Source organism: Bacteroides ndongoniae (genome assembly GCF_900108345.1).
Taxonomy (GTDB): domain Bacteria; phylum Bacteroidota; class Bacteroidia; order Bacteroidales; family Bacteroidaceae; genus Bacteroides; species Bacteroides ndongoniae.
Genome location: NZ_FNVV01000013.1, coordinates 97,291 through 122,647, shown reverse-complemented (window position 1 = coordinate 122,647; position 25,357 = coordinate 97,291). Strand labels below are relative to the sequence as shown.

23 protein-coding genes, 1 tRNA gene and 1 pseudogene are annotated in these 25,357 nt (G+C 43.8%); 21 read left to right on the top strand and 4 right to left on the bottom strand.

What is annotated here, in order from left to right; all coding sequences use genetic code 11:
• Positions 1 to 19: 19 nt before the first annotated feature.
• On the top strand, positions 20 to 787 hold the full coding sequence (locus tag BQ5591_RS04730; RefSeq protein WP_071148622.1) for a hypothetical protein: 768 nt from the start codon (positions 20 to 22) through the stop codon (positions 785 to 787).
• Between the two features lie 21 nt (positions 788 to 808).
• On the opposite strand, the gene BQ5591_RS04725 is transcribed toward BQ5591_RS04730, so the two are convergent.
• From BQ5591_RS04725 to BQ5591_RS04715, 3 genes are all read right to left on the bottom strand, one after another.
• Positions 809 to 1,342 carry a low molecular weight protein-tyrosine-phosphatase gene (locus BQ5591_RS04725; protein WP_071148621.1) on the bottom strand — a complete coding sequence of 178 codons (534 nt, stop codon included), beginning with the start codon at positions 1,340 to 1,342 and terminating at the stop codon, positions 809 to 811.
• A gap of 317 nt (positions 1,343 to 1,659) precedes the next feature.
• A complete protein-coding gene (priA, locus tag BQ5591_RS04720; protein WP_071148620.1) occupies positions 1,660 to 4,128 on the bottom strand; it encodes a replication restart helicase PriA in 2,469 nt (822 codons plus the stop codon).
• A gap of 117 nt (positions 4,129 to 4,245) precedes the next feature.
• Positions 4,246 to 4,824, bottom strand: a complete 579-nt coding sequence (locus tag BQ5591_RS04715; protein WP_071148619.1) for a porin family protein — start codon at positions 4,822 to 4,824, stop codon at positions 4,246 to 4,248.
• 230 nt (positions 4,825 to 5,054) lie between these two features.
• Here BQ5591_RS04715 and BQ5591_RS21335 point away from each other — a divergent pair.
• Positions 5,055 to 5,143, top strand: a tRNA-Ser gene (locus BQ5591_RS21335).
• Between the two features lie 262 nt (positions 5,144 to 5,405).
• Here the strand turns inward: BQ5591_RS21335 and BQ5591_RS04710 are convergent.
• Positions 5,406 to 6,764: a hybrid sensor histidine kinase/response regulator transcription factor gene (locus BQ5591_RS04710; RefSeq protein ID WP_159434432.1), complete on the bottom strand. Its 1,359-nt coding sequence runs from the start codon at positions 6,762 to 6,764 to the stop codon at positions 5,406 to 5,408.
• A 174-nt stretch (positions 6,765 to 6,938) separates the two neighbouring features.
• On the opposite strand from BQ5591_RS04710, the gene BQ5591_RS04705 reads away from it, so the two are divergent.
• From BQ5591_RS04705 to BQ5591_RS04620, 19 genes and pseudogenes are all read left to right on the top strand, one after another.
• Positions 6,939 to 8,225, top strand: a complete 1,287-nt coding sequence (locus BQ5591_RS04705) for an IS1380 family transposase (RefSeq protein ID WP_071147970.1) — start codon at positions 6,939 to 6,941, stop codon at positions 8,223 to 8,225.
• Positions 8,226 to 8,397: 172 nt separating this feature from the next.
• Positions 8,398 to 8,871: pseudogene (locus BQ5591_RS04700) on the top strand (undecaprenyl/decaprenyl-phosphate alpha-N-acetylglucosaminyl 1-phosphate transferase); the annotation flags it as partial.
• A 13-nt stretch (positions 8,872 to 8,884) separates the two neighbouring features.
• Positions 8,885 to 9,676 carry a polysaccharide biosynthesis/export family protein gene (locus BQ5591_RS04695; protein ID WP_004293532.1) on the top strand — a complete coding sequence of 264 codons (792 nt, stop codon included), beginning with the start codon at positions 8,885 to 8,887 and terminating at the stop codon, positions 9,674 to 9,676.
• 14 nt (positions 9,677 to 9,690) lie between these two features.
• Positions 9,691 to 12,108 carry a GumC family protein gene (locus BQ5591_RS04690; RefSeq protein ID WP_004293531.1) on the top strand — a complete coding sequence of 806 codons (2,418 nt, stop codon included), beginning with the start codon at positions 9,691 to 9,693 and terminating at the stop codon, positions 12,106 to 12,108.
• A gap of 79 nt (positions 12,109 to 12,187) precedes the next feature.
• Complete coding sequence (locus BQ5591_RS04685; RefSeq protein ID WP_004293530.1) at positions 12,188 to 12,421, top strand: hypothetical protein; 234 nt, start codon at positions 12,188 to 12,190, stop codon at positions 12,419 to 12,421.
• Positions 12,422 to 12,510: 89 nt separating this feature from the next.
• Positions 12,511 to 13,206, top strand: a complete 696-nt coding sequence (locus tag BQ5591_RS04680; RefSeq protein ID WP_004293529.1) for a tyrosine-protein phosphatase — start codon at positions 12,511 to 12,513, stop codon at positions 13,204 to 13,206.
• 63 nt (positions 13,207 to 13,269) lie between these two features.
• Positions 13,270 to 13,431 (top strand): hypothetical protein, encoded by a 162-nt coding sequence (locus tag BQ5591_RS21540; protein ID WP_004293528.1) that lies wholly within the window; start codon positions 13,270 to 13,272, stop codon positions 13,429 to 13,431.
• Positions 13,428 to 14,633 carry a UDP-N-acetyl-D-mannosamine dehydrogenase gene (gene wecC / locus BQ5591_RS04675; protein ID WP_004293527.1) on the top strand — a complete coding sequence of 402 codons (1,206 nt, stop codon included), beginning with the start codon at positions 13,428 to 13,430 and terminating at the stop codon, positions 14,631 to 14,633. Before BQ5591_RS21540 ends, wecC begins: the two co-directional genes overlap by 4 nt.
• Positions 14,634 to 14,729: 96 nt before the next feature.
• On the top strand, positions 14,730 to 15,986 hold the full coding sequence (locus tag BQ5591_RS04670) for an oligosaccharide flippase family protein (RefSeq protein ID WP_004303994.1): 1,257 nt from the start codon (positions 14,730 to 14,732) through the stop codon (positions 15,984 to 15,986).
• A complete protein-coding gene (locus BQ5591_RS04665) occupies positions 15,970 to 17,211 on the top strand; it encodes a hypothetical protein (protein ID WP_004293525.1) in 1,242 nt (413 codons plus the stop codon). Before BQ5591_RS04670 ends, BQ5591_RS04665 begins: the two co-directional genes overlap by 17 nt.
• 122 nt (positions 17,212 to 17,333) lie before the next feature.
• Positions 17,334 to 18,416 carry a glycosyltransferase family 4 protein gene (locus BQ5591_RS04660; RefSeq protein ID WP_004293524.1) on the top strand — a complete coding sequence of 361 codons (1,083 nt, stop codon included), beginning with the start codon at positions 17,334 to 17,336 and terminating at the stop codon, positions 18,414 to 18,416.
• A complete protein-coding gene (locus BQ5591_RS04655; RefSeq protein WP_004303995.1) occupies positions 18,413 to 18,841 on the top strand; it encodes an acyltransferase in 429 nt (142 codons plus the stop codon). Before BQ5591_RS04660 ends, BQ5591_RS04655 begins: the two co-directional genes overlap by 4 nt.
• 11 nt (positions 18,842 to 18,852) lie before the next feature.
• Positions 18,853 to 19,341 (top strand): serine O-acetyltransferase, encoded by a 489-nt coding sequence (locus BQ5591_RS04650; RefSeq protein ID WP_004293522.1) that lies wholly within the window; start codon positions 18,853 to 18,855, stop codon positions 19,339 to 19,341.
• Positions 19,342 to 19,350: 9 nt separating this feature from the next.
• Positions 19,351 to 20,544, top strand: coding sequence for a glycoside hydrolase family 88 protein (locus BQ5591_RS04645; protein WP_004293521.1), 1,194 nt, complete (start codon positions 19,351 to 19,353; stop codon positions 20,542 to 20,544).
• Between the two features lie 14 nt (positions 20,545 to 20,558).
• Positions 20,559 to 21,257, top strand: coding sequence for a WecB/TagA/CpsF family glycosyltransferase (locus BQ5591_RS04640; protein WP_071148617.1), 699 nt, complete (start codon positions 20,559 to 20,561; stop codon positions 21,255 to 21,257).
• 4 nt (positions 21,258 to 21,261) lie between these two features.
• Positions 21,262 to 22,422 carry a non-hydrolyzing UDP-N-acetylglucosamine 2-epimerase gene (gene wecB / locus BQ5591_RS04635; RefSeq protein WP_004293519.1) on the top strand — a complete coding sequence of 387 codons (1,161 nt, stop codon included), beginning with the start codon at positions 21,262 to 21,264 and terminating at the stop codon, positions 22,420 to 22,422.
• A 36-nt stretch (positions 22,423 to 22,458) separates the two neighbouring features.
• Complete coding sequence (locus tag BQ5591_RS04630) at positions 22,459 to 22,824, top strand: hypothetical protein (protein ID WP_004293518.1); 366 nt, start codon at positions 22,459 to 22,461, stop codon at positions 22,822 to 22,824.
• Positions 22,825 to 23,154: 330 nt separating this feature from the next.
• On the top strand, positions 23,155 to 24,279 hold the full coding sequence (locus tag BQ5591_RS04625) for an AAA family ATPase (RefSeq protein WP_004293517.1): 1,125 nt from the start codon (positions 23,155 to 23,157) through the stop codon (positions 24,277 to 24,279).
• On the top strand, positions 24,276 to 24,974 hold the full coding sequence (locus BQ5591_RS04620; RefSeq protein WP_004293516.1) for a DUF4276 family protein: 699 nt from the start codon (positions 24,276 to 24,278) through the stop codon (positions 24,972 to 24,974). The genes BQ5591_RS04625 and BQ5591_RS04620 overlap by 4 nt, the downstream gene beginning before the upstream one ends.
• Positions 24,975 to 25,357: the final 383 nt, after the last annotated feature.

The window sequence follows — 25,357 nt, the reverse complement described above, 5'->3', positions numbered from 1 at the left end:
CCCTCATAATACCAAGACCATGAAAGCCACTATCCAAGAAGAAAAACGAGCCACGAGCTTCCTGCAAAAGAACGACATACGAGTGGAAGAAATCAGCAGCTTCCGATTCATGCAACGCTATACGCCGCAACCGGAAAAGCACTGTAAGACCAACCTGTACGGATCGGGCATCCTGACCCTATTACTGAAGTCGGGCGAAGAAAAAGCACTGATTGTGCACCTGCGCCAACACCCCACAGCTCTGATACACTTCCTGCTTTCACGCGGTATTCCTTTCGAAAACTGCCGGATGGAAAACCGGCCAGTTACCCGCCGTCCTGAGCCTGCTACCTACAAGCGCATGTCGCTCTACATGTTCTGGTATTTCATTCTTTTTGTGATTTGCCTCGGCATGGGGTTCTACACCACCACCCTTAGTCTGCCCGCAGGTATCCTGTTGTCCATCCTGTTCTTCGGGATGAGCCTTTACTGCATGTATCTGCTCCAGACGCGTTTCTGCTATCTGAAGCTGGAAGCCGACCGTCTGACCATCGTCAGCGCCGGACGCGAAATACACTACGCTTACGACGACGTGCTGAAAGTAAACTTCGACTTTGCCCGCGAGCCCAACGCCACACACATCATGGAGGTGCTGGACAGTACATACCGCTACCGTCTGTTCTACATCGGCCGTGTGCCCCGCACCCAACTGAACCAGCTCACAAACCAACTACAACAAGCCGGAATAGACGCTACTTGTAGTCTGAATGCCGAAAAGCGGCACTATCACGACGTGTACCATGGATAATGGAGAATGGAGAATTATTAATTACTCTTCCTCATTATCCATTATCAATTCTCCATTATCAATTCTCAATTCCTCAAGCAGCCCGGCGCAGGCATCCTCCAGCAAGTCGAGCACATATTCGAAACCTTCGGCACCGCCGTAATAGGGATCGGGCACGTAGTCAGCATGCGTAAAGCGGGTGCAATAATCCGTCATGCGCCGTATTTTGCGCTCGGTTTCCACCGAGGGAGCACGTTCCTTCAAGTCTTCGATGTTGCGGTCGTCCATACCGATTATCAGGTCGAAATCGTAGAAGTCGCTGGTGCGGACTGGACGCGAACGGTGCGTCAGGTTGTAACCGCGCCGGATGGCATGGGCACGCATACGCGGGTCGGGCAGCTCGCCCTGATGAAAACTTAAAATACCCGCTGAATCTATCACAAACTGTTCCTCCAGTCCTGCTTCTTCCACCAAATGTCTCATCACTCCTTCGGCCGAAGAAGAACGACAGATGTTACCCAGGCAGACGAACAAAATCTTATGTTTCGGTTGCTGTTTCTTATTGTCTGTTTCCATTGCAATCATTGTTTACATCGGCACATGCCATTCGCGTGCAAAGGTAACATTTTTTTCATTGAATGGGCGTGAGTCTTCACCTTTCAACGCATTTCACTGTATATCAACACCTTCCGGTGAAAGGTGAAGGATGAAAGGAGGTTTTCGGAAACTCTGTTTATAGCAAATAAAAGGTGATTTTAGAGGCTTCACAAGCCACACAAGTACCGCTTGCGAGAGACACAAGTGTCGCTCACGAGCCACACTTGCACGGCTCGCGAGCCGTACAAGTGTCCCACAAACGGATGACAAGTGTACATCAAAAAGGGAAATAAATCTTACATCGGATCTACGTCGTAGTAAACGATGAGCGACTTGAAGCGATCCTCGGCTACCATCTCGCGCTGCACTTGTACGAGCAACTGGCGGGCACGAGCCATCGAAGCATTCATCTCGATTTTCACCACAATCTTACGGATGAACAACGTCTGGATGCGGGCCACAGGAGGCTTGTCGGGTCCCAACACCCGTGCGCCGAACACAGCACGGAGTTTGGAAGCCATCGTCTGCGCCATCAGGTCGAGCAACTGTTCGTTGCGGTTCTTCAGGTAGACGTACACCAAACGATAATAAGGTGGATAGCGGAACATCTGACGTTCGGCCAACTGCCCGCCAACCATTCCCTCGAAATCGTTGTGCATCACTTGCGGAATGATGGGATGGTCGATGCTCTTGGTCTGTAGTACCACCCTGCCCCGTCCGTTCTTCCGACCGGCACGGCCAGCCACCTGCGCCATCAGCTGAAAAGCACGTTCGTAAGCACGGAAGTCGGGATAGTTGAGCATCGTGTCGGCATTGAGGATGCCCACCACACTGACATGATCGAAATCCAATCCCTTGGAAACCATCTGTGTACCGATAAGAATGTCTGTACGCCCCTGCTGAAAATCGTGGATGATGCGTTCGTAAGCCGAACGGGTACGGGTCGTATCCAAGTCCATACGCGCCACGCGTGCTTCGGGGAAAATGACCTTCACATCGTCTTCGATCTTCTCCGTACCGAAACCGCGGTTGCGTAAATCTACCCCTTCGCAAGCCGGGCACTGCCGCGGGACAGGCTGCGTATATCCGCAATAATGGCAAGTCAGCTGGTTCAGCCCCTTATGATAGGTCAGACTGACATCGCAGTTCTTGCATTTCGGCACCCAACCGCACGTATGACATTCTATCATAGGCGCAAATCCCCGCCGGTTCTGGAAAAGTATCACCTGTTCCTTCCGTTCGAGTGCTTCGCGCATGTACTGAAGCAGCAAAGGCGAAAAGGGGCCGTTCATGCGCTTCTTCCGCTGCAGCTCCTTGATGTCAACTGGAATGATTTCGGGCAGTTGCAGTTCCTTGTATCTTTCTTTCAGCTCAACCAACGCATATTTATCGCCCTCGGTGGCATTGTACCAACTCTCCACACTAGGCGTAGCAGTACCCAGCAACGTCTTTGCTCCATACATCGACGCCAGCACAATAGCTGCGTTGCGGGCATGGTAGCGGGGAGCCGGATCTTGCTGCTTATAAGTATTCTCGTGCTCCTCGTCGACGATAACCAGTCCCAACCGCTGGAAAGGCAGGAAGAGGGACGAGCGTACACCGAGAATAATATCGTAAGGATGTTCGGACAGCTGTTTTTGCCATACTTCCACCCGTTCGGCATCAGGGAACTTGGAGTGATAGATGCCCAATCGTGAACCGAACACCCGCTTCAGTCGTTCTGTAATCTGAGTGGTAAGAGCGATTTCGGGAAGCAGATAGAGCACTTGCCTACCCTGCCGGATGACCTGTTCAATCAGGTGAATATAAATCTCGGTCTTACCGCTGGAGGTGACTCCGTGCAGCAGACAGACATTCTTCTGCCGGAACGAAGCCAAAATCTCGTCGTAAGCCCGCTGTTGATGCACGTTCAGTGCGTTCAGCGGTTCCTCTCCCCCACTGGACACCATATCGAGACGACCTACTTCGTAATGGTACACCTCGAACACACCTTTTTCCACCAACGCATTGAAGACAGCAGGCGTAGCCCCTGAACGTTGCAACAGTTCAGCCTTCGGCACCTCCTTCACCGTCCTGCCACCCAGGCAACCCGACAGTTCGATGTACTTCATCAGCAAGTCCAGCTGCTTCGGCGCCCGCCGTTGCAGTTCGTCGAAAAAGAAATGTAACCGACGTTCGTTGCGGGCAGCCTCGGTCAGACGTACCCGAGTCTCGGTCTTGGGCTTATAGGTGCGCTTCAGTTCTTCTTTTACAAATAGCGCATCTTTCTCCAGCAACGACTTCACTACCGACAGGATATTCTTCAGCCCGCTGTCTTTCTCCAACCGGGTCACAGTCTGTTCGGGCTCGGCAGTAAGCAAGTCGAAGACTTTCTGTTCGCGTTCGGTCAAAGGTTCGGTCGCCTCAAAGTCCGAGTTAAGCTCCACCACGGTCTCGCTCTCCAACTTCAGGCCCGAAGGCAAGGCTGCCTTATACACATCGCCCTGCGTACAGAGATAATAATCGGCCAACCACTCCCAGAACTTGAACTGGAGCGGAAGCAGCACAGGCTGCGTATCGAGCACGGCCGAAACTTCTTTCACTTCGTAATCCTGCGGTTTCAGGAAGTGCACATTGCGCACAATGCCCGTATAGAACTTCTTCTTGCCAAAGGAGACAACCACCCGACAGCCTATCTGCACCTCCCCGTCCATATCCGGCGGCAAGGCATACGTGAAACAGGCATTCAGGGGCAAAGGCAATATGACATCGACAAACTTTTCCATCGTGCCGGCAAAGATACGATAAAAAGACAGAAAGAGGGTGTATCAAATTAGGAAACTGCTTTCTCCAGTCATCCTAAATTTTGATACACCCTCCTCAACTAAGAGAAAATATATTTCTTAGAAAAGATAAGCTAATGAAATTTGCCAGGTCTTCGTTTTTCCGTTACCACCTATTTCATCACCAAGAGCCTCACCAACTCCCTTCCATGAGAAGCTGTCGCCCAAAGGAATCTGGTAATTTACACCGATCTGCAGATGTTGAATGAGCTTCACACCAGCACCAATATTCAGACCTACTTGTGTAGCTTTCGTATCAAAACCTTCCCATTTAGTATCTTTGAAATTAAAGAAAAAGTCCGGTCCGGCAGCTACATATACACCCAACATACTACCCAAGCCAATCGTATACTTCAGATTAACGGGAATTTCAATACCCTGTTGTTTCCATTCGTCCTCACCACGTTGCGAGTACATCAAGGCACCGTCGATGCCCAAACCAATTACCGGAACAGTAAACTCGGCCATCGGGCCAATGAAGAAGCCGGTAGTATTGTCACTTGTCGGTCCGTTTTTAAAGTCCAGTTTTGACATACTCAAACCGCCTTTAAGACCCCACTTCAACAGTTGCGCTTGCGCAGGCGTAGCCATAGCCAGACAGCAGATAGCCACTAAAAATACACCAAAAAACTTTTTCATAACTCTAAATGTTTAAGAATTTGCAACAAATATATAGATTATCTTAAAAAAAGAACAACATTTTTGCCAAAAAGTTCACTCCGGTCTTTTACAAGCCTTAAGTCTGCCCTTCTTCACCAAAGATTCGATTTAGCGCTCATAAGGCAGAAAGTGAAAAGAAAATCGTAAAAAAACAGCTGGAAAAGTATAACGAATAAAAGAAAATCTTACCTTTGCACCGTCAAAAGGAAGGAAAGATGCCAGAGTGATCGAATGGACCGGACTCGAAATCCGGCGAACGGCTTTTGCTGTTCCGTGGGTTTGAATCCCACTCTTTCCGCTAAAGATATAATAATCAGCCCCTTTTAATGACATCTCAAAAAGCTGTTCATTTTTAGGTACAGAATACACACCTCTTGTCAGGAGGTTCGTTATTTTCCGCAATGACGATGATGTGTGTAATCTGTGCCTATTTTTATGCTCAAACATGCCGAAAACCACGCTGCAATCCGATACAGCAATCCCCCCAATTATTTTTTCCCAGTTAGGGAAAAAGATTTCTCTAACTGGGAAAATATTTCTGGGCAGTAGGCAAATAATTATCAGACAGAATGCTTACTGTCTGTTTCCTTCTTATACTGAGTAGGCGTCTTGCCCGTATATTGCTTGAACGAGGTACTGAAATAACGTGCCGAAGCAAATCCCACTTTCTCGGAAATCTCTGTAAAATTGAAATTACCTTCCGCTATCAGTTTCATGGCCTGTTCGATCCTTATTTTATTAATGTAATCGTTGGCTCCCATGTCGGTAATAGCTTTCAGCTTATTGTACAGCGAGGCACGGCTCATACCGATCTGCTTGCACAAGAAAGGAATATCGAGCTCCGTATTGTCCAGATTGTCCACTATAATCTGATTCAGTTTATCCATAAAGAGAGTATCCTTCTTCGTCAGGTCGTTCTCACCAAGTACAGGCTGCTCACCAACCTGCTGATAATGCCGACGGGTCTGCACCCGGTTATACAACTTATTAACCACCTTAGCCAGAAGCTCTTTCATTTCGAAAGGCTTCTCCAAATAGCTGTCGGCTCCCAACATATAGCCATACTGCCGGCTATCCTCGTCGTTTCTGGCCGTAAGCAGAATAAAAGGAATGTGGCTTACAGCAATATTCTCCTTGACGGCCTTGCAAAGTTCATATCCGTTCATAACCGGCATCATTACATCACTGATAATGATGTCCGGACTCTCTTCGCAAGCTATCTTATATGCCTGTTCACCGTCATACGCCACCAGCACACGCTTGAACAAATCTTTCAGGTCATCGGCCAGGTAATCAACCAATGCTGTATTATCGTCCACCACCAATATCACATAATCTTTCAGATGAACACTGCTTATCTTATCCTTGTCGGGCATGGCTATATCGATAGACGATTGTGACGAAAGCAACTCATTCAGATAGGCATTGTTCTTCGGAATGTCCCGGGTAATGGTCTGCGACAACGGCAATTCGAAATAGAACGTAGCCCCTTTGTCTGGATTGTTATAAGCCCCGATTTTACCTTTGTGCAGTTCGACAAGTATTTTAGAATATGACAAGCCAATGCCACTACCTCCCTGCTCGGAATCTCCCTGATAGAATCGTACGAATAACTTGTCCGGATCGACATTCTTCAGTCCGATACCTTGATCGGAAACGGAAATCCGAATGTACTGCCCGTCTTCCGTCAGTTCTGTCTTCACCCGAACAGACGACTGAGCCGGGCTGTGTTTAATGGCGTTCATCAACAAATTGGACAAGATAACAATACACTTTTCCTTATCGAAAGATACCCGACCAATTTTCTCGTCAAGTTGTAGCTCAATCTGATTGATATCATTTTCATCGCCAGCAAAATTGGCGCATACCTCTTCGATCCACCGATTCAGATCGTAACTTTGTATATCCAGTTTAGTCATGGTCATTTCCATCTTTCTGGCATCAAGAACCATACTAACCTAAATTCCGCAGCATTTTAGTTTAACTTATTTTATAAGTACCTGAGCAACAAAAAGTTGCTCAGGATTTTGCCATGTCAGATTTTTCACCTATCTTAGTGTTGCAAATCAAAATATGTATCAAACCCGACAGACATGGCAAAGGTAGCAATAAAATCTGAGAAACTCTCTCCTTTTGGAGGAATTTTTTCAATAATGGAGCAATTTGACTCCAATCTCTCATCTGTAATCGACTCAACCCTCGGTATGAGATGTAGGCTGTATGGTTATCAATACAGCGAAATCATCCGTTCGCTTATGAGCGTTTATTTCTGTGGCGGCTCATGCATAGAGGATGTCACCACTCATCTGATGTATCACCTCTCGCTTCATCCGACACTTCGCACATGCAGTGCCGACACGATTCTCAGAGCCATAAAGGAACTGACCCAGGATAACATTTCCTACACATCCGACACTGGCAAGACCTACGACTTAAACACGGCAGACATGCTGAATACACTGCTCCTCAATTGCCTATTGTCCACAGGGCAGCTGAAAGATGGCGAGGGGTATGACGTTGACTTCGACCACCAGTTCATAGAGGCTGAGAAGTTTGATGCGAAACCCACATACAAGAAGTTTCTCGGATACCGTCCTGGCGTGGCGGTTATTGGCGACTTGATTGTCGGCATTGAGAACAGCGACGGCAACACAAATGTCCGTTTCCACCAGAAGGACACGCTGAAGAGGTTCTTTGAAAGGTTTGAAAAGAACAAGCTTATGATCAACCGTTTCAGAGCTGATTGCGGCTCGTGTTCTGAAGAGATAGTGGAAGAGATTGCTAAACACTGCAAGACCTTCTATATCCGTGCCAACCGATGCAGTTCGCTCTACAATGACATCTTTGCCCTCAGAGGTTGGAAGAAAGTGGAATTGGGCGGCATTGAGTTTGAGCTGGCCTCCATTCTCATCGAGAAATGGAAAGGGAAGGCATACCGTCTTGTGATTCAAAGACAGAAGCGGATAGACGGCGAACTCGACCTGTGGGAAGGAGAATACACCTACCGCTGCATCCTTACAAATGACTACGAGTCTTCCGAGAAAGAGATTGTCGAATTCTATAACCTCCGTGGAGGGAAGGAACGCATCTTCGATGACATGAATAACGGATTCGGCTGGAACAGGCTTCCAAAATCCTTCATGGGAGAAAACACGGTGTTTCTTCTGCTTACGGCACTCATACGCAACTTCTATAAATTCATCATGGCGAGGCTTGACGTGAAGAGGTTCGGACTCAAAGCAACAAGCCGCATCAAGGCGTTTGTCTTCAAGTTCATCTCTGTGCCAGCCAAATGGGTCAGGACATCAAGGCAGTATGTGCTGAATATCTATTCATGCAACAACGCTTATGCTGATGTGTTCCAGAATGACTTTGGATGACACCGACAACTTATGGTCGTGATTTTGCGTATTGCCTCAAGTCGCATGGTGGGGTAAGGGGATTTAATGCGTCTTTGTGGCGATTTTTGCTGCGTTGCACCCTCTTTTGCCACAGTGTCGCTACCTTTTTGACCTCTGTGTCATCTTATGAGGGCGGTTGCGGATTTGAGGTTATTACAATGTTTTCGGGAATGCCGAGCACGGAAAAAAGATTTTCATGGGTGACACAGGCAGCCTGACCGTTGGCATGATGCTCTGTCTTCTCAGTCTCAAGTTGACTATGTGTGGGACAGATGATAATACGGTACATATAAATCCGATGGTGCTGGCATTCTCCCCGCTGCTGATTCCTTGCTGTGATGTGGTCCGGGTTTATCTGCATCGGGTACGCAACGGAAAGAACCCGTTCTTGCCGGATAAGAACCATATCCACCATAAACTACTTGCTGTCGGAATGCAGCAGCGAAGTGTCATGATTATCGTCATATCCGTATCGACCGTATTCATACTGTTTAATATTCTTCTCTCCCTTTATCTGAATGTAAACTGGATCGTACTAGTCGATATCCTGATATGGACTTTCACCAATATCCGACTGACGAAACGTATCGGACAGCTTCAGTCGAGACAGGCAACCAACAAATAAAAATCAATGAAATATGAAAATCAGATACATTTTACTCTTATTGACCGTGGCTTCCCTGCTAGGATCATGTGCCGCGCCGAAAGTCGCTTATTTTACGGACCTGAAACCGGGTATGGCAGAGCAGGTTCTTAATCCATTGGAAATCAGGGTACGTCCCGAAGACAAGATTTCCATATTGGTCAACAGCAAAGACCCTTTGTTGATGGACCTTTTCAACCTTCCGATTATATCCCGACAAATCGGTATAAGATCAGAAGCATCCAACAATCAAGGAATGTCAGGATACACGATAAACAAGGATGGAAATATCGATTTTCCCGTGCTGGGGCATATCCATGTGGCGGGAATGACACGCGAGGAGATTGCCTTGTGCATAAAAGAAGAGTTGATCTCGAAAAACCTCGTAAAAGATCCGGTAGTAACAGTGGAATTCATGAACCTGACCGTTTCCGTGTTGGGTGAGGTCGCCAACCCCGGACGTTTCAATATCGACAAGGACAGGCTGACGCTCCTGGACGCTTTAAGCATGGCCGGGGACCTTACCGTCTACGGGAAACGGGAGAACGTGCTGGTACAGCGGGAGGAAAACGGCAAAAAGACCCTGTACCGGGTCAATCTGAATTCGGGATATGACCTTTATGCTTCTCCCGTGTACTACCTGCAACAGAACGATATTGTTTATGTCGAACCTAACTCGGTCAGGGCAAGACAATCGACAGTCAATGGGAACAACGTGCGGTCTACCTCTTTTTGGTTATCGTTGGCCTCGCTGCTGACCACCATTACCGTGTTGATCGTGAAATAAATATAGAATCTGATATGGCCGTAAATCAAAAGAATACAAAACCGGGACAGCCGGATGATTTCCTGCGGATACAGGATCTGTTGTACCTGTGCCTCGCGAGGTGGAAGTGGTTCGTCCTGTCTTTGGCGATAACGACAGGTGTTGCTGCTGTCTATCTGCTGTGTACCCCTGCCGTATATACACGCACTGCTTCGGTGTTGATCAAGGAGGATTCCAAAGGCAAGTCGGTTTCCCCGGATCTGGAATCCTTTTCGGAGTTTGGGTTGTTCCAGTCCAGCACCAATGTAAATAACGAACTCATCACCTTTCAGTCGCCGGCTTTAATGACCGAGGTAGTTAAACGATTTCGTTTGGATATGAATTACTTCGTTCCGGGGAAATTCCACCGTCAGGTGGCCTATGGACTGACATTACCAGTGGATGTAACGATAAGTGACTTTCCTGAAAACGAATCGGCTGGGTTTACATTGGAAGTACAGCCAGACAGCACATTACTCTTATCCGACTTTACACGTAACGGGACGGAGCTCGACGGAAAGGATATAAAGGGCCGCTTGCTCGACTCCATCACTACGCCATTAGGGAAAATCATTATCCATGCAACCCCCAATTATGTGAAAGGCGAGACATACACATTGTATGTAGGTAAATCCAGTTTGTATGATGCTGTAAACTCCTGCTCGTCCAATCTGTCCGTTTCATTGAATAATGAGAAAGCGTCAGTTATCGACCTGTCATTCAGGGATAATTCTGTACAACGGGCGGAGGATGTATTGAGCATGTTGATTTCCGTTTATAATGAGAACTGGGTGAAGGACAAGAACCAGATCGCTATCAGCACCTCGATGTTCATCAACGAGCGTTTGGGCGTAATCGAACAGGAACTGGGCAACGTGGACGAGGACATTTCATCCTACAAGTCCGAACATCTGTTACCCGACGTGCAGGCGGCTTCGAGCATGTATATGGCGCAGAGCAGCCAGACGAATGCGCAGATTCTGGCTTTGAACAACCAGCTCTACATGACCCGCTACATCCGGAACTATTTGTCCAATGACGCCAACCGTACCCAACTGCTTCCGGCCAATTCCGGCATTGAAAGCGCCAATATTGAATCGCAGATTGCCGAATACAACAAACAACTGTTGCAGCGCAACAGCCTGGTTGCGAACAGTAGTACGGAAAATCCGCTGGTCGTTGATATGGATCAGGCCCTGGCATCCATGCGTGGGGCGATAATCAGGTCTATCGACAATCAGATAGTAACCTTGAATTCGCAGATAAAAAGTTTGCGGCAGACGGAGCAACAGACAACATCACGTATAGCAGCTAACCCTACACAAGCCAAATACCTGCTCTCGGTGGAACGCCAGCAGAAGGTAAAGGAGGCTCTTTATTTGTTCTTACTGCAAAAGCGTGAGGAGAACGAACTCTCACAGGCATTTACGGCCTACAATACCCGTATTGTTGCCCCGCCCCACGGTAGCATGTTGCCGATGTCACCCGTGCGCAAAAACATCTTAATGGTCGCGTGTGCTTTGGGACTGCTTATTCCGGTAGTCATTATCTTTATATGTGAGAACATGAATACCCGTGTACGGGGAAGAAAAGATCTGGAAAGCGTAACCGTACCGTTCATCGGTGAAATTCCGCTGTTCACAAGAAAGAAGAAAGGAATATTCAGAAAGAAACCACAGGAAGTCAGGGCCATTGTTGTCAAGGAGGGCAGCCGTGACATCATCAACGAGGCATTCCGTGTATTGCGTACCAACTTGGAGTTCATGACTGGCAAGGATAAGGCATCGAATGTCATCATCGTGACCTCGTTCAATCCGGGCAGCGGCAAGTCGTTCCTGACCATGAATATCGCCGTGAGCTTTGCCATTAAAGGGAAGAAAGTGTTGGTAATCGACGGTGACCTGCGTCACGGCTCTGCGTCATCCTATATCGACTCTCCTACCAAGGGGTTGAGCGACTATCTTGGCGGCAGGATTGACAATCTCAATGAAATAATTGTCACCAATCCGAAACAGAAATATCTGGACATCCTTCCTGTCGGCACCATACCTCCCAACCCCACCGAACTGTTGTTCGACGACCGGCTGAAACAGGTAATAGATACCGTAAGGGAACAATACGAATATGTGCTGATTGACTGTCCGCCCATCGAACTGGTGGCCGACACGCAGATAATCGAGAAGCTGGCTGACCGTACTATTTTCGTGGTTCGTGCAGGATTGCTTGAACTGAGTATGCTTGCTGAACTGGAGAAAATCTACGGGGAGAAAAAATACAAGAACATGTCCCTGATCCTGAATGGAACCGAGGGAAGCGGTGGTCGCTACGGATACCGTTATGGCTATCGGTATGGTTATCACTATGGTTACGGTTCGGAATATCACTATGGTTCCGATGAAAAATATATAGAGTAAATCGTTGATTATCAAGCAATTAAATACGGAGTAAGAATGTAAATTTGATTTCCCTATTGTTTCACTAAAAATCACAACTATGGCACAGAACGATTTTACAGAAGACAAAGCGACCTTATTCGGTGCGGGTATGGTTACTGTAGGTGTATTTGGTAAAACAGCATTGATTACCAAAGGAGTCGGAGTGGTTGCCGCAACAAAAGCCGGAGTATTGGCTGGTGGATTTATCTGTCCTCCTGCGGCTATCTGTATCGGTTTAGCTTGTGTTGGGGCCGGGTTGATAAATCATTTCGGCAAGCGAAACTGGTGGTGAAGTTTATCACCGGGACAATCAATTCATTCCCGGATTCCGCATATATGTCATGTGGAATCGGGAATGATTAAAAAGTTTTATGTCATTATATGTGGTTTTTTAAAAAAAGGGAAAAACAAAATATAATAAAGCTAATCGGTTTTACAGACTATCATTCGCATATTCTTCCGGGCGTGGATGACGGTGTACAAACGATGGACGAATCTTTGGAAATTCTACGTTTGTATGAGGAGCAAGGGATCAAATCCGTATGGCTCACACCGCACATCATGGAAGACATTCCCAATACGACTGCCCATCTTCGCGACCGTTTTGCAGAATTGCAGGCTGCTTACACAGGTGGCGTACAACTGCACCTTGCAGCGGAAAACATGCTTGACAATCTCTTTGAGGAACGGCTGGGAAAGAATGACCTGCTACCTTTAGGCGAGAATGGCGACCACCTGCTGGTGGAAACCTCTTATTTCAGTCCTCCGATGGGCTTGAAAAATATCCTGCTTCGCATCAAATCTAAAGGATACCACCCTGTTCTCGCCCATCCGGAGCGTTATGCTTATATGGATGAATCGGATTACCGACAGCTAAAAGACATGGGTGTGAAATTCCAGATTAATCTTCCATCAATAGCGGGTATGTATGGCAACCGGATTAAGAAAAAGGCCATGTTTCTTATGAGAGAACAGGCTATTGCTTATATAGGGACAGATATTCACAGTTACAGTATATTTCAAAAGTTCATTTGTACAAGCGTTACAAGAAACGTACAAAAACTGCTTGATTTATAGTCAAGATTATTGCGGCTATGGATAGCCAAGCTATAACAAAAATTCCTATTAATAAACAACAAGATGACAAGCGGAGAAAAGGCTCTTTATCATTCCATTATAGAGCAGTTAAAAGATAAGGAACTTTCCGATAGCCAAAAAGACAATTTTGTGAAAAAGCTGGATGAACTGTTCAAAAGTATGAATGACCAATCAAAAGAATTTCAATTAAACTCAATTTTATGAAAGCATGTTTTATGGGCTTGGGCTATATCGGATTGCCTACAGCCATTATCGCAGCAAAGCACGGAGTACAGGTAACGGGTGTTGACATCAACCCCAAAGTTGTAGAGCTGACCAATCAAGGTAAGCTCCACATCATTGAACCGGGGATGGAAGAAATGCTGCAAGAAGTTGTGAAAAACGGGACATTGCACGCAAGCACGAAGCCGGAGACAAGTGACGCTTACTTTATGGTTGTTCCCACCCCGTTCAAAGGTAATCATGAGCCTGATATTTCGTATGTAGAGGCGGCAACTCGTGCTGTACTTCCTTTTCTCAAGGAAGGTGACTTATATGTAATTGAAAGCACATCACCCGTTGGTACGACTGATAAAATGCGTGACTTAATTTTCGCTGAGCGTCCTGAATTGGAAGGTAAAATTTATATCGCCTATTGCCCCGAGCGTGTACTTCCGGGCAATGTGATTTATGAGTTGGTACATAACGACCGTGTCATTGGCGGTATGAACGAAGAAAGTACAACAAAAGCAATCGAGTTCTACTCGCAGTTCGTACAGGGGACGCTGCATCGGACTAATTGCAAGACCGCTGAAATGTGCAAACTGACTGAGAACAGCAGTCGTGACGTGCAGATAGCTTTTGCCAATGAACTTTCATTGATTTGCGACAAGGCAGGGATTAATGTTTGGGAACTTATCAGGCTTGCCAACAAACATCCGCGCGTAAATATCCTGCAACCTGGCTGTGGAGTCGGAGGTCATTGTATTGCTATCGATCCATATTTCATTACAGCGGATTTTCCGGTTGAAAGTCGCATAATTTCTACAGCACGCGAAATCAACAATTATAAATCGTTCTATTGTGCTGAAAAAGTAAAGAACGCCATGTTTGAATTTGAACTGAAAAATCACTGTAAGCCTGTGGTAGCAATGATGGGGTTGGCATTCAAACCGGACATTGACGATTTGCGTGAATCTCCAGCAAAATATATCACAACTAAAGTAATGCAAGGATGTAATAATGCCAACATTTTAGTGGTAGAGCCAAATGTGAAAGAACATAACGTGTTCAAGTTGACAGACTATAAAGAGGCTTATGACAAAGCCGATATTGTTGTGTTCCTTACAGCCCATACACCTTTCAAAGAACTACCGTGGAAAGATGATAAAGTGATACTTGATTTCTGTGGAATATTTAAGCAATAGAGGTAGACAATCATTAAGTTTACCAAGACTTACCCTCCCAATAAACGTACACATATACTGATTGCAGATTTACAGAAAATCTATTGCTTTAAGAAGATGACATTAAGCCAAGTTTTCAAATCAAGATTGTTGTCAAATATTTGGAATCAGTTTCTCCTTTATGGTTTCAGTAGCATTATACCAATTCTACTAATTCCATATTTGTTGAACGTTATAGGAGTAGAAAAATACGGTCTTGTAAATTTTGCCATTATATTTAGCTTTTACTTTCAGATATTCAATGAGTTCGGTTTCGATTTATCTAATGTCAGGCATGTCGTCAATAATAGAGACAATCAAGAAAAATTGGGAAGGATAGTTTCTTCTATTCTGCAATGTAAGTTTTTTCTCATACTCTGTTCTCTATTTGTTTATATTTTAGTTGTAGGGTTGATTCCTTCACTAAGGAATGAACTCACGCTTTATATATTAGCCTTTATTCGTTTGATAGGGGTTGTCATTGCTCCCTATTGGCTTTTCCGTTCAATGGAGGACATTAAATATATAACACGTATCAGCGTGCCAATAAAGCTATTATGTATATTGCCTATTTTTTTAATCGTTAAGTCTACTGATGATTATGCATTGGTGATGTTGTGCTATGCTCTTGAAACATTTGTTTCAGGTATTGTCGCTTTATTCATTGCCCAAAAAAGATACGGGATCAAACTTCAAATAGTCTCGGCACAAGAAGTGAAATTTTATCTTAAGGATAGTATTCCGTTTTTCTCATCAACTTTTTTGATGAGAGCCTATAAAACAATGAATACCTTAGTGCTTGGCTTTATTCTTGGAGATTTTGCAGTCGGATTATATACAGCTGCGGAAAAACTTCATAATGCGTATTCATCATTTGTTTCTCCGCTTTTATCTCAGATATTTTACCCATATTTCACAAGGATAAAAAATATGGGTAGAGCGACTAAGATGGTATTGCTTTTATGTATTGCCAATACAATCGCTTTAGCTTGTATATATTTCTTATCACCGTATCTTATACCGATTTTTATTAAGACTGAAACAGCAAGTATAACCACGTATTTCAACCTATTCTTGCTTTTATTGGCGATTAGTGTGCCAGCTGACATGTTCGGTTTCCCTTATTTGGGCGTACTTGGAAAAATCAATGAGGTAAATATGACAACCATTTATTCTGCAATCATATACATCATTGTTGTCCTTGTCTTGATTCTTACTCACAGTATTAGCATAGGAAGTGTTATTTGGGCTTTGATTATAGCGAACGTGGGATGTTTGGTTTTGCGCCTATATTTAGCCAATAAAGTAAGAGTTGGTAATGTTGATAAACAATAGGATATACAATATAGATACTAATTCTCGACATTGGGCTATTTCTTTAGCCTTAATTGTAATCTTGTCTGTAATAATGACATTTATTCCTTTTGTAGGACTGTGTTTGTCATTAATGTTTTTCAGACAAAGGTTTGCCCCCATTCTATTTATTATCTTTTCTTTCTATTTTGGTTGGTTTTATGAGCCACAAATGGATTTGTTGGTTCATTATGAGCATTTTCATCGTATTGCCGACAAATCATTGGTTGAGCAATGGATGGACTCTGGAACATCAAAATATGGCAAAGAAATATATCCTGTATTATTTAAATATTTCATTGGTTTAATTGCTGATAACCGGAATTTTTTCTCTGCTTGTGCGTGTGTGGTATATACTTCTCTATTTATATTTGGAGTCGTAAAACCACTCCAGCCATTATATATGCAGAAAATGTCAATTCCTGCATGGCTACTCTTCCTGGGAGTGATTTTTACTGTAGAATACTATTGGTTTCTCGGTTTTCGCTTTTGGAGCGGAGCATTTGTTTTTACTGGCTTCTATTTGAGATACCTTAATTCAGGAGCCGTTAAGTACCTTTGGTTATCTGCGTTATGTATTTGTTTTCACTATTCACTACTCGCCTTATGTGTCGCGGCTGTATTAAACCTACTCTTGCGATATAGGTTTAAAGTGTACTATTTAATTCTTATCGTATCATTCATCGTTCGCTTTGCGAAAATCGCGTTTGTCACTAATATCGCACAATTTGGCATATTTGAAAACTACGTCAAAGAGAGCGTTAGGAATCAAAATATCATACAGTCTGTTGGAAAGTATGCAGAGGAAATACGCGAGTATGGTAATCAGTTCTATTTGCTTCGTGAAACAATTGCCGTTTTCGGTGTCTTGGCTGTGATCTATATACTATATAAAAAAATAGGGAAAGAATTTTGGGAGCAGAATGTCAAATTCTGGGGGTTCTGTATTCTCCTATTGTCTTTTGCCAATTTCGGATATGTCAGTTTGACTTTTTATGATAGATTCTTCAAACTTGCCGTGCTATTCTTATATGTTTTTACATATATGTGGGTTATGGATATTCAATCCAAATTGAGTTTTAAGTCCCAGCTACTAATAACTATGGTTACAATTATACCGGTATTGTATTTCATTGTTACACCATTAGTTGAACAGAGGCACATGTTGTTCCAACTAAACTTATGGTTTAGTAATCTATGTTCATGATGAAAAATTTTGTAATCTGAATTTCTCATCGTGCTGATGTATGGTCTATGGATAGCTACCAATACGAACAACCAAAAAGGCATAACATCAGAAAACGAAAATAGATTAACCGTTGATGTTCAATGTTCTTAATTATTTTAATCATATCAATTGAAACACTAACAATGAGGGTATTAATAACTGTTCCCACTAAATCCGGATATGGAGGAGTAACTAATTATTATTTAGGGATTAAAGAGTATTGGAAAGAAAATATTGAATATTTTTATTTCGGTCGTAAGCCTTGGCGTAATATATTTTATCCATTTTTAATTATCCGTTTTATAATCCGATTGATTTGCTTTAAACCTGATATAGTACTACTTAACCCATCGCTTGGAGATAAAGCCTTAAAACGAGATTTTATATATTTAAACATTTGCCGATTTTTCAGAAAGAAAACATCCGTATTTATTCATGGTTTCAATTTCGAGTATGCTAAAAATGCAGATTGGAAATGGATAAGTGCCAATTTGAATAAGGCCTTGTGTATTTTTGTGTTATCCCAAGATTTCAAGAATGAATTGATAAGGAGGGGGATAAAATCTGATATACATCTAACTTCGACAAAAGTACCCGATTATTTTATTTCAGGTTTTGACCTTTCGATGAGACAAGGAAAAGCCGAAAACATTATGTATAGCGGGCGAATAGAAAAGGCCAAGGGTGTATATGAAACAGTCGATACATTTTCAATACTTAAGTCACAATACAAGGATCTGACATTGACCTTTGTCGGTGATGGCTCAGAACTTCCTATGTTGAAACAATATGTTGAGAATAAGAAAATAAAGGATGTCCGTTTTACTGGAGAGTTACGTGGGGAAGATTTTAAAAAGGAATACATTAACGCCGATATGTATTTGTTTCTAAGTTATACGGAAGGTATGCCAACTGTGGTTTTGGAAGCAATGATTTTCGGACTCCCTATTTTTACCAGAAAAGTGGGTGGCCTAATAGATTTCTTTGAAAATGGAAAGATGGGATATATATCAAGTTCGTTAGATCCGGCAGTTTTTGCAGAAGCAATGAAACCATATATCGAGAATCCTGCTAAAATGAGGAGTGTATCAATATATAATTCCGAATATGCGAAAACCCATTTTGTTGCATCCGTTGTTGTCCGAAAATTTGAAAATACACTAAAGAAATATATTGAGCTATGAATATTCTGAGAATCAAGAAGCTAATATTTTTACACCTCCAACATCTACCCATGAAATCAAGGGCATGGAGACCATTAGTTTGCAAATGGGGTGGAGTGCAGATAATCAGCCCCAAAAGAACGTTTATCGGTGAGGGCGTCATATTTGACACAAATTATCCACAAGATATTTTTATCGAAGAAGGTGTTCGTTTGACATCGGGGGTGAAAATAGTAACACATTTCATGAATCCTAATACTGGAAGTTACGACAGGGGGAAGGTTCATATCTGCAAAGGCGCCTATCTCGGAATGAATACTTTGGTGGTAAAACCTGTAACAATTGGAGAGCGAGCTATAATTGGAGCAGGTTCTGTTGTGACCAAAGATATACCAGCCAATGAAGTTTGGGCAGGAAATCCCGCAAAATTTATAAGAAAACGGTAGGATTAATTCATATGGACATTATATCATTCTATAGGGTAGAACGTTGGCTATTTGAACGCCATATTCCGGTTTTGCCCAAAATCGTACAACTATTGATTTTTCTCATTTTCAATTCAAAAATAACCGCTGATTCAAAAATAGGAAAAGGGTCATACTGTGTGTGCAAAGGGATTAGCACTGTCTTAATACCGGGAACAGAAATCGGAGAAAATTGCGTATTAGGATTGCGATTTTCTACTGTACGGCAGTTTCCATATAAAGAAGTTCCTTGTCTAAAGAATAATGTTTGGGTGGGACCTAATGTTATTATTGCTGGCCCTGTTGTAATAGAAGATGATGTGGTAATCGCTGGAAATTCATTTGTCAACCGAAGTGTTCCCAAAGGTGCTATTGTAGCAGGATGTCCGGCAAAGATTATTGGCTGGAGAAAGAATCTTGATTATGCGATTGAGACAAACCCAAAGTATAAAGATGGCCGTATGCCATTCTTGACAAAATGAATAACACCAATGAATGATATTGCAGATGCTTTTTATAAGCTAAAAATTTATTGTGAGACTGAACATTTCAAGGGTTGGGATCCGTATGATGGTCTCAACTCTAAAATTTTTCAGGCAATTCCGCTGCTGAAAAAGTCTGTATTGTGCAGATTGATGGTCATACAAGGTTTCAAGCGTTGCCCTTTCAATATGAGACGGATGGCTTTCGTTCCGAAAGAGTATAACGCAAAAGGTATCGGGCTGTTCTTGTCCGGATATTGCAATCTGTATAAAGTTGTGGAAAATCATCCGCAATTATCCGAAAAAATGGGAACGTTGGAGATGATAAAGGCTCGGATTGAAGAATTGGCAGAGTTGCTTATATCCTTACAATCTAAAGGCTACAGCGGTGCTTGCTGGGGGTATAACTTCGATTGGCAGGCACGCCGTCTGTTTCTTTTTCCCAAATTCACGCCCACAGTAGTTGCTACAAATTTCTGTGCCACGGCACTGATGCAGGCATATGAAATAACTAGGAACAAACACTATTTGGAGATTGCATTAAGTGCAGCGGATTTTGTAATAAAAGATTTGCATCGCACGCCGTATAATGGTGGCTTTCTCTTTTCTTATAGTCCGTTAGAGGGTAATGACACTGTGTTCAATGCTTCGCTGCTCGGTTCTCGATTGTTGAGTTATTGTTTTTATTATACACAACAGGAGGAATACAAAAGACTAGCGGAGCTATCCATTAAAGCCTGTTGTTCCGGGCAACGGGAAGACGGGGCTTGGGTATATGGAATGCTCCCCGTACAGAATTGGGTAGACAGCTTTCATACAGGATATAATTTAGATGCGCTGATCGCTTATCAAGAGTTGACAGAGGATCATGCTTTCAATGGTTACATCGAAAAAGGTTTCGACTACTATGTCAATCATTTTTTCGAAGCGGACGGAACTCCTAAATATTATGATAACCGAATGTATCCTATTGACATCCATTGTCCAGGGCAGCTATTGATAACATTGACCCGCCTACATAAGATGAAAAAATATGAGGAACTTGCCAAAAAAGTATTGCAATGGACAATCCGAAATATGCAAGATAAAAAGGGGTATTTCTACTACCAATTAAAACCTGGCATCAGTTCTAAAATCTCGTATATGCGATGGAGTAATGCATTTATGTTTAATGCAATGTCGCATTATTTACTCGCAATATAAAATTTCCAACATAAATGAATAAAGTTTCTTTAAACGGAGTCGAAATATATCCGTTCGATTCCGAACAGTCTTTGTTGTCTTTTGTAAACGATAATAAGGGCATATTAGTAGCCATAAATGCTGAGAAAATTTTACATGCTACAGATCAGACACGAGGAATTATCAATCGGAACATAGGGTATTGCGATGGAGCCGGCGCACAAATGGCTCTCAAACAAAAAGGTTTTGAAAATGCGTGTAAAATTCCCGGTTGTAAGTTGTGGCTCAAAATTGTAGCTCAATTTTATAGAGAAAAGACTTTTTATTTGATAGGTGGTAAACCTCAAATCATAGAAGAAACTGTGTCTAAACTGCGTAAAGAATATGCAGGGATTCACATTATCGGTTATCGGGATGGATATATCAAGGCAAACGAGGAACGGGAAAGACTTATAAAAGACATAACCGAAAAAAGACCTGATGTGGTATTTGTGGCTATGGGGTCTCCTAAACAGGAATTACTGATGGAAGAAATACAGCATAGACACAAAGCCATCTTTCAAGGATTAGGCGGCAGCTTCGATGTATATACTGGCCATGTGGAAAGGGCTCCTAAATGGTGGGTGAACCACAATCTTGAATTTGCCTATCGGTTGCTCAAAGAACCGAAAAGAATAAAACGGCAAATTCACTTGATAAAGTATGCCTGGTGGCTGATAACTAAAAAATTATAGAACAATGAAGAAGGTAATGCTGGTCTTCGGGACTCGTCCGGAGGCCATTAAGATGGCTCCGTTGGTGAAGGAGTTCCAAAAAAAATCAGCAGACTTTGAAACAATCGTCTGCGTGACGGGGCAGCATCGTGAAATGCTCGATCAGGTGTTGCAGATATTCGATATCAAGCCGAATTATGACTTGAACATCATGAAGCAGGGGCAAGATCTGTATGATGTAACCGCCCGTGTGCTGACCGGGATGCGTGATGTGTTGAACAAGGCGAAACCTGATGTGGTATTGGTGCACGGTGACACAACCACTTCTACTGCCGCCGCACTCGCAGCTTTCTATCAGCAGATCCCTGTAGGTCATGTAGAAGCGGGCCTGCGTACCCACAACATATACAGCCCTTGGCCGGAGGAGATGAACAGACAAATAACAGGGCGCATTGCCACCTATCACTTTTCTCCGACCGCTTTAAGCAAGAAAAATCTGTTGACGGAAGGTGTGCAGGAGGACAAGATAACCGTAACAGGGAATACGGTCATCGATGCCCTTCATATCGTTGTTGATAAAATAAAGACTGACGGAGCTCTACAACAAGAACTTGCCGGGGTGCTGGAAAAAGCGGGTTACGATACCTCACGGCTTGCTGATGGCAAGAAACTCGTTTTGATAACCGGACACCGACGTGAAAATTTCGGAGACGGATTCATCAGCATGTGCACAGCCATTAAGGATCTGACGGCAAAATATCCATATGTGGACTTTGTCTATCCGATGCACTTGAACCCCAATGTCCGCAAACCTATCCATGAAGTATTCGGGGAGAATTTGAATAGTTTGGGAAATATGTTCTTTATCGAACCATTGGAATATCTGAGTTTCGTGTTCCTGATGGAAAAAGTGACCCTTGTCCTTACCGACAGCGGTGGTATTCAGGAAGAGGCTCCGGGGTTAGGCAAACCGGTACTGGTGATGCGTGACACCACCGAACGTCCGGAGGCGTTGGATGCAGGAACGGTAAAATTGGTAGGAACCGATTATAACAAAATTGTCTCCGAGGTATCGATTTTATTGGATGATGCATCTGCTTATGAGCAAATGAGTAAAGCCATTAATCCTTACGGTGACGGAAAAGCGTGTATGCGTATAACGCAAACACTTAATGTTCGGTTGTAACTTTTGTATTTTCTTGACACATTCACCAGAAGAAATATGTTAGTACCGAAGGTGAATGTCGTATTGCAGGCGGACAAAGACATCGGCAGCATAACAGAGGCAGACATTTGGCTCAATTGTATGGACGGCAACGGTAACTTCTTGTCTGTGGCTGCGGAAGACCATACCGGCGACGGACATTACATTGCCACCTTGCCGTTAGACTACAGCCCGGTAGAGCCTTTCATCCAAGTTCACTTGAATGAAATGGTCTATGATTACCTGTCCATTCCGAATTTCAAAGCGGGACAGGAATGTCAAATCTCGCTTATACTCGGTACGGACGGGCTTCGCACACCGGGAATAGGAGCTGAAATCGACGACTGGGAAGTTGTGGAAGGAGATGTCACATTCGTAAAATGACAAAATATAATAAATGACGCCTGCTGGTTTTGTTATCATTGGCAGGCGTTTCACTTTTTATCCCTCATTCAGGAATCCCGGCATTTACCGAGTGTTCCGCTTGTTCTGCACGTCTTTTTCCCATTTCGATGTGAAGGATTTACCACAAAGGGCTTGGAGAAGAAGAAACACATAGCAGAACTGAAAATCCGACCTAGCTAAAAAGAAAAACAGATTTCTTATTTATGCCTTCAGACTCCGGACAAATTAACTCTATAGTTTTTTGAGCATTCCTTCGTTCGTATTGGGATTTATGGTTATTTTTGTAATTCAATCAATAATATGACGATAATGGCAAAGACATACCAAAGGACTAAATTACAAGAAGTCACGATCAGAGGATATAAATCCATAGCCTATGACAGACCTGTGACCTTGAAGCTGGGTGATGTCAGCATCTTGTTGGGTGCCAACGGTGCAGGCAAGAGCAATATCATCAGTTTTTTCCGGATGCTGAGCTACATGATGAGCAAGTCATTCGGGAGATATGTGGAAATATCGGGCACGTCTCATGCCTTGCTGCATTACGGCATTAAACGGACACCGGTCATGTCCGGAGAACTGAAGTTTGCCGACAGCAATTCCATGGATGTTTATGGCTTTTCATTGGCCAATGCCACTCCCGACAGGCTGATTATCACGGAAGAGCGGATTACATGGCATCGCAAGGGGGAGAAAAAGCCCTATGAGATAGCACTGGAACCGAATTTCAAGGAGTCCGCTCTCGCAGAGTGTGAGGATCCGGTTGCCAAAACTATTTTCCAGATGCTTTCTTACTGCAAGGTATATCAGTTTCACGATTCATCGACAGAGGGGCCGCTACGTCAGGCTTGTCCCGTCGAGACGGCCAATTACCTCCAGTCGCACGGAAACAATCTGCCTTCTTTCCTGCTGTTCCTGCGGGAGAACTACAAGGATGCCTACAACCGGATTGTTGACTATGTCCGTGACGTAGTTCCCCAGTTCCAGGACTTCTATCTGGAGCCCGTGGGTGGTATCATTTCTCTCCGGTGGATAGATAATTCTGCCACGGACTATCGTTTCAATGCCTACCAGTTCTCCGACGGATCTATCCGTTTCATTGCCCTGGCCGCCTTGCTTCTGCAGCCTGCCCAGACAATGCCCAACGTCATCATTTTGGATGAACCGGAACTTGGCTTGCATCCCTATGCCATCAGCCAGCTGGCAGAAATGATTAAGGATGCGTCCATACACGCACAGGTCATTATTGCCACGCAGAGCAAGGATTTGGTCGATCATTTCGACATCGGCGATATCTCTGTGGTGGAAATGAACAAGGAAACGCAGGCAACCTCTGTCACTCACCTTGACGCCAAAGAATATCATCTTTGGCTTCAGAACTATACGGTGAGCGAACTTTGGGACAAAAACATCATAGGAGGACGTCCCGTATGAAAGCGAAGATTATTCATGTCCTTTGTGAGGGACAGACGGAACAGGGATTTGTGGAGGAAGTGTTGCGTCCCTACCTGCAAGCGCAAGGTGTGGCAGGTGTAAAAAGCATCCTGATTACCACTAACAAGAAAAAGAATGCCCGTGGTGGAATGCTGAGCTATGCTCAGGCGGTGACAGACCTAGAACTGTTGCGGAAAATGAAGATGGACGGCGAATACGAACGTCATGTTTTCACAACGATGTTCGACCTCTACGCATTGCCGGATGATTTTCCCGGTTATGAAGCAGCCAAAGCAATCGGTGAGCCTTACGCCCGTGTCGCAGCATTGGAAACGGCGTTTGCTGAAGCAATCAACGATAGTCGTTTCATTCCCTATATTCAGCTGCATGAATTTGAAGCTCTGCTCTTTTGCGGTATTGACTATCTGGCAAAGCGTTACCCCGGTTGTGAGAAACGCTGCGAACAGCTGAAAAAAGACCTGGAGAAAACCAGCAACCCCGAGCTGATAAACAATAGTCCGGAAACGGCTCCGAGCAAACGTATTATCAAGGCGATAGAAGGAGACAAAAAACAGCATTACAACTACAATAAGCCGGCTACCGGCAAAGATGTTACCAAAAGTGTCGGCATGGATGAACTTCGTGCCCGGTGCAGTCACTTCAATGAATGGATAGAAAAGTTGATAGACTGCTGATTCTGTAATCAGATAATATCAAGGTTCTGACAGACAGGTTCGAGTGTTTATCTCAAAAATGGAAGAGATGGGGATTATACAGAAAGAGGGTGTAGGAAGAAATACTCGCTATATAAAGACTGCGAGTTTCCCATCTTTTAATTGAGAAGACAATTTTTGCTCTGTCCAAAAAACAAGTTTTTGGTCAAAAAACAGCACAAATAACTGATTATCAATTATTCTTTCAATGCCCGAAAATCTGTTTTTTTGTACGAAAGAGTTCTTTCACTTTTCTATCCCTCATTCCGGAATTCCGGCATTTACCAGATATTACTAATTAAAAAATTTAGATAAGTAACGAGATGCTAGATTTGATTAGTTGCTCGTAAGGTATAAGGCATCGA

What these genes read in the sequence shown, in the direction of transcription:
- BQ5591_RS04625 (WP_004293517.1), top strand. Translation starts at nt 23,155, where the DNA reads ATGGCAAAGACATACCAAAGGACTAAATTACAAGAAGTCACGATCAGA.
- priA (WP_071148620.1), bottom strand. Translation starts at nt 4,128, where the DNA reads ATGGAAAAGTTTGTCGATGTCATATTGCCTTTGCCCCTGAATGCCTGT.
- wecB (WP_004293519.1), top strand. Translation starts at nt 21,262, where the DNA reads ATGAAGAAGGTAATGCTGGTCTTCGGGACTCGTCCGGAGGCCATTAAG.
- BQ5591_RS21540 (WP_004293528.1), top strand. Translation starts at nt 13,270, where the DNA reads ATGACAAGCGGAGAAAAGGCTCTTTATCATTCCATTATAGAGCAGTTA.
- BQ5591_RS04650 (WP_004293522.1), top strand. Translation starts at nt 18,853, where the DNA reads ATGGACATTATATCATTCTATAGGGTAGAACGTTGGCTATTTGAACGC.
- BQ5591_RS04695 (WP_004293532.1), top strand. Translation starts at nt 8,885, where the DNA reads ATGAAAATCAGATACATTTTACTCTTATTGACCGTGGCTTCCCTGCTA.
- BQ5591_RS04645 (WP_004293521.1), top strand. Translation starts at nt 19,351, where the DNA reads ATGAATGATATTGCAGATGCTTTTTATAAGCTAAAAATTTATTGTGAG.
- BQ5591_RS04730 (WP_071148622.1), top strand. Translation starts at nt 20, where the DNA reads ATGAAAGCCACTATCCAAGAAGAAAAACGAGCCACGAGCTTCCTGCAA.
- BQ5591_RS04690 (WP_004293531.1), top strand. Translation starts at nt 9,691, where the DNA reads ATGGCCGTAAATCAAAAGAATACAAAACCGGGACAGCCGGATGATTTC.
- BQ5591_RS04630 (WP_004293518.1), top strand. Translation starts at nt 22,459, where the DNA reads ATGTTAGTACCGAAGGTGAATGTCGTATTGCAGGCGGACAAAGACATC.
- BQ5591_RS04725 (WP_071148621.1), bottom strand. Translation starts at nt 1,342, where the DNA reads ATGGAAACAGACAATAAGAAACAGCAACCGAAACATAAGATTTTGTTC.
- BQ5591_RS04710 (WP_159434432.1), bottom strand. Translation starts at nt 6,764, where the DNA reads ATGACTAAACTGGATATACAAAGTTACGATCTGAATCGGTGGATCGAA.
- BQ5591_RS04705 (WP_071147970.1), top strand. Translation starts at nt 6,939, where the DNA reads ATGGCAAAGGTAGCAATAAAATCTGAGAAACTCTCTCCTTTTGGAGGA.
- BQ5591_RS04620 (WP_004293516.1), top strand. Translation starts at nt 24,276, where the DNA reads ATGAAAGCGAAGATTATTCATGTCCTTTGTGAGGGACAGACGGAACAG.
- BQ5591_RS04685 (WP_004293530.1), top strand. Translation starts at nt 12,188, where the DNA reads ATGGCACAGAACGATTTTACAGAAGACAAAGCGACCTTATTCGGTGCG.
- BQ5591_RS04640 (WP_071148617.1), top strand. Translation starts at nt 20,559, where the DNA reads ATGAATAAAGTTTCTTTAAACGGAGTCGAAATATATCCGTTCGATTCC.
- BQ5591_RS04670 (WP_004303994.1), top strand. Translation starts at nt 14,730, where the DNA reads ATGACATTAAGCCAAGTTTTCAAATCAAGATTGTTGTCAAATATTTGG.
- wecC (WP_004293527.1), top strand. Translation starts at nt 13,428, where the DNA reads ATGAAAGCATGTTTTATGGGCTTGGGCTATATCGGATTGCCTACAGCC.
- BQ5591_RS04715 (WP_071148619.1), bottom strand. Translation starts at nt 4,824, where the DNA reads ATGAAAAAGTTTTTTGGTGTATTTTTAGTGGCTATCTGCTGTCTGGCT.
- BQ5591_RS04680 (WP_004293529.1), top strand. Translation starts at nt 12,511, where the DNA reads ATGTGGTTTTTTAAAAAAAGGGAAAAACAAAATATAATAAAGCTAATC.
- BQ5591_RS04665 (WP_004293525.1), top strand. Translation starts at nt 15,970, where the DNA reads ATGTTGATAAACAATAGGATATACAATATAGATACTAATTCTCGACAT.
- BQ5591_RS04660 (WP_004293524.1), top strand. Translation starts at nt 17,334, where the DNA reads ATGTTCTTAATTATTTTAATCATATCAATTGAAACACTAACAATGAGG.
- BQ5591_RS04655 (WP_004303995.1), top strand. Translation starts at nt 18,413, where the DNA reads ATGAATATTCTGAGAATCAAGAAGCTAATATTTTTACACCTCCAACAT.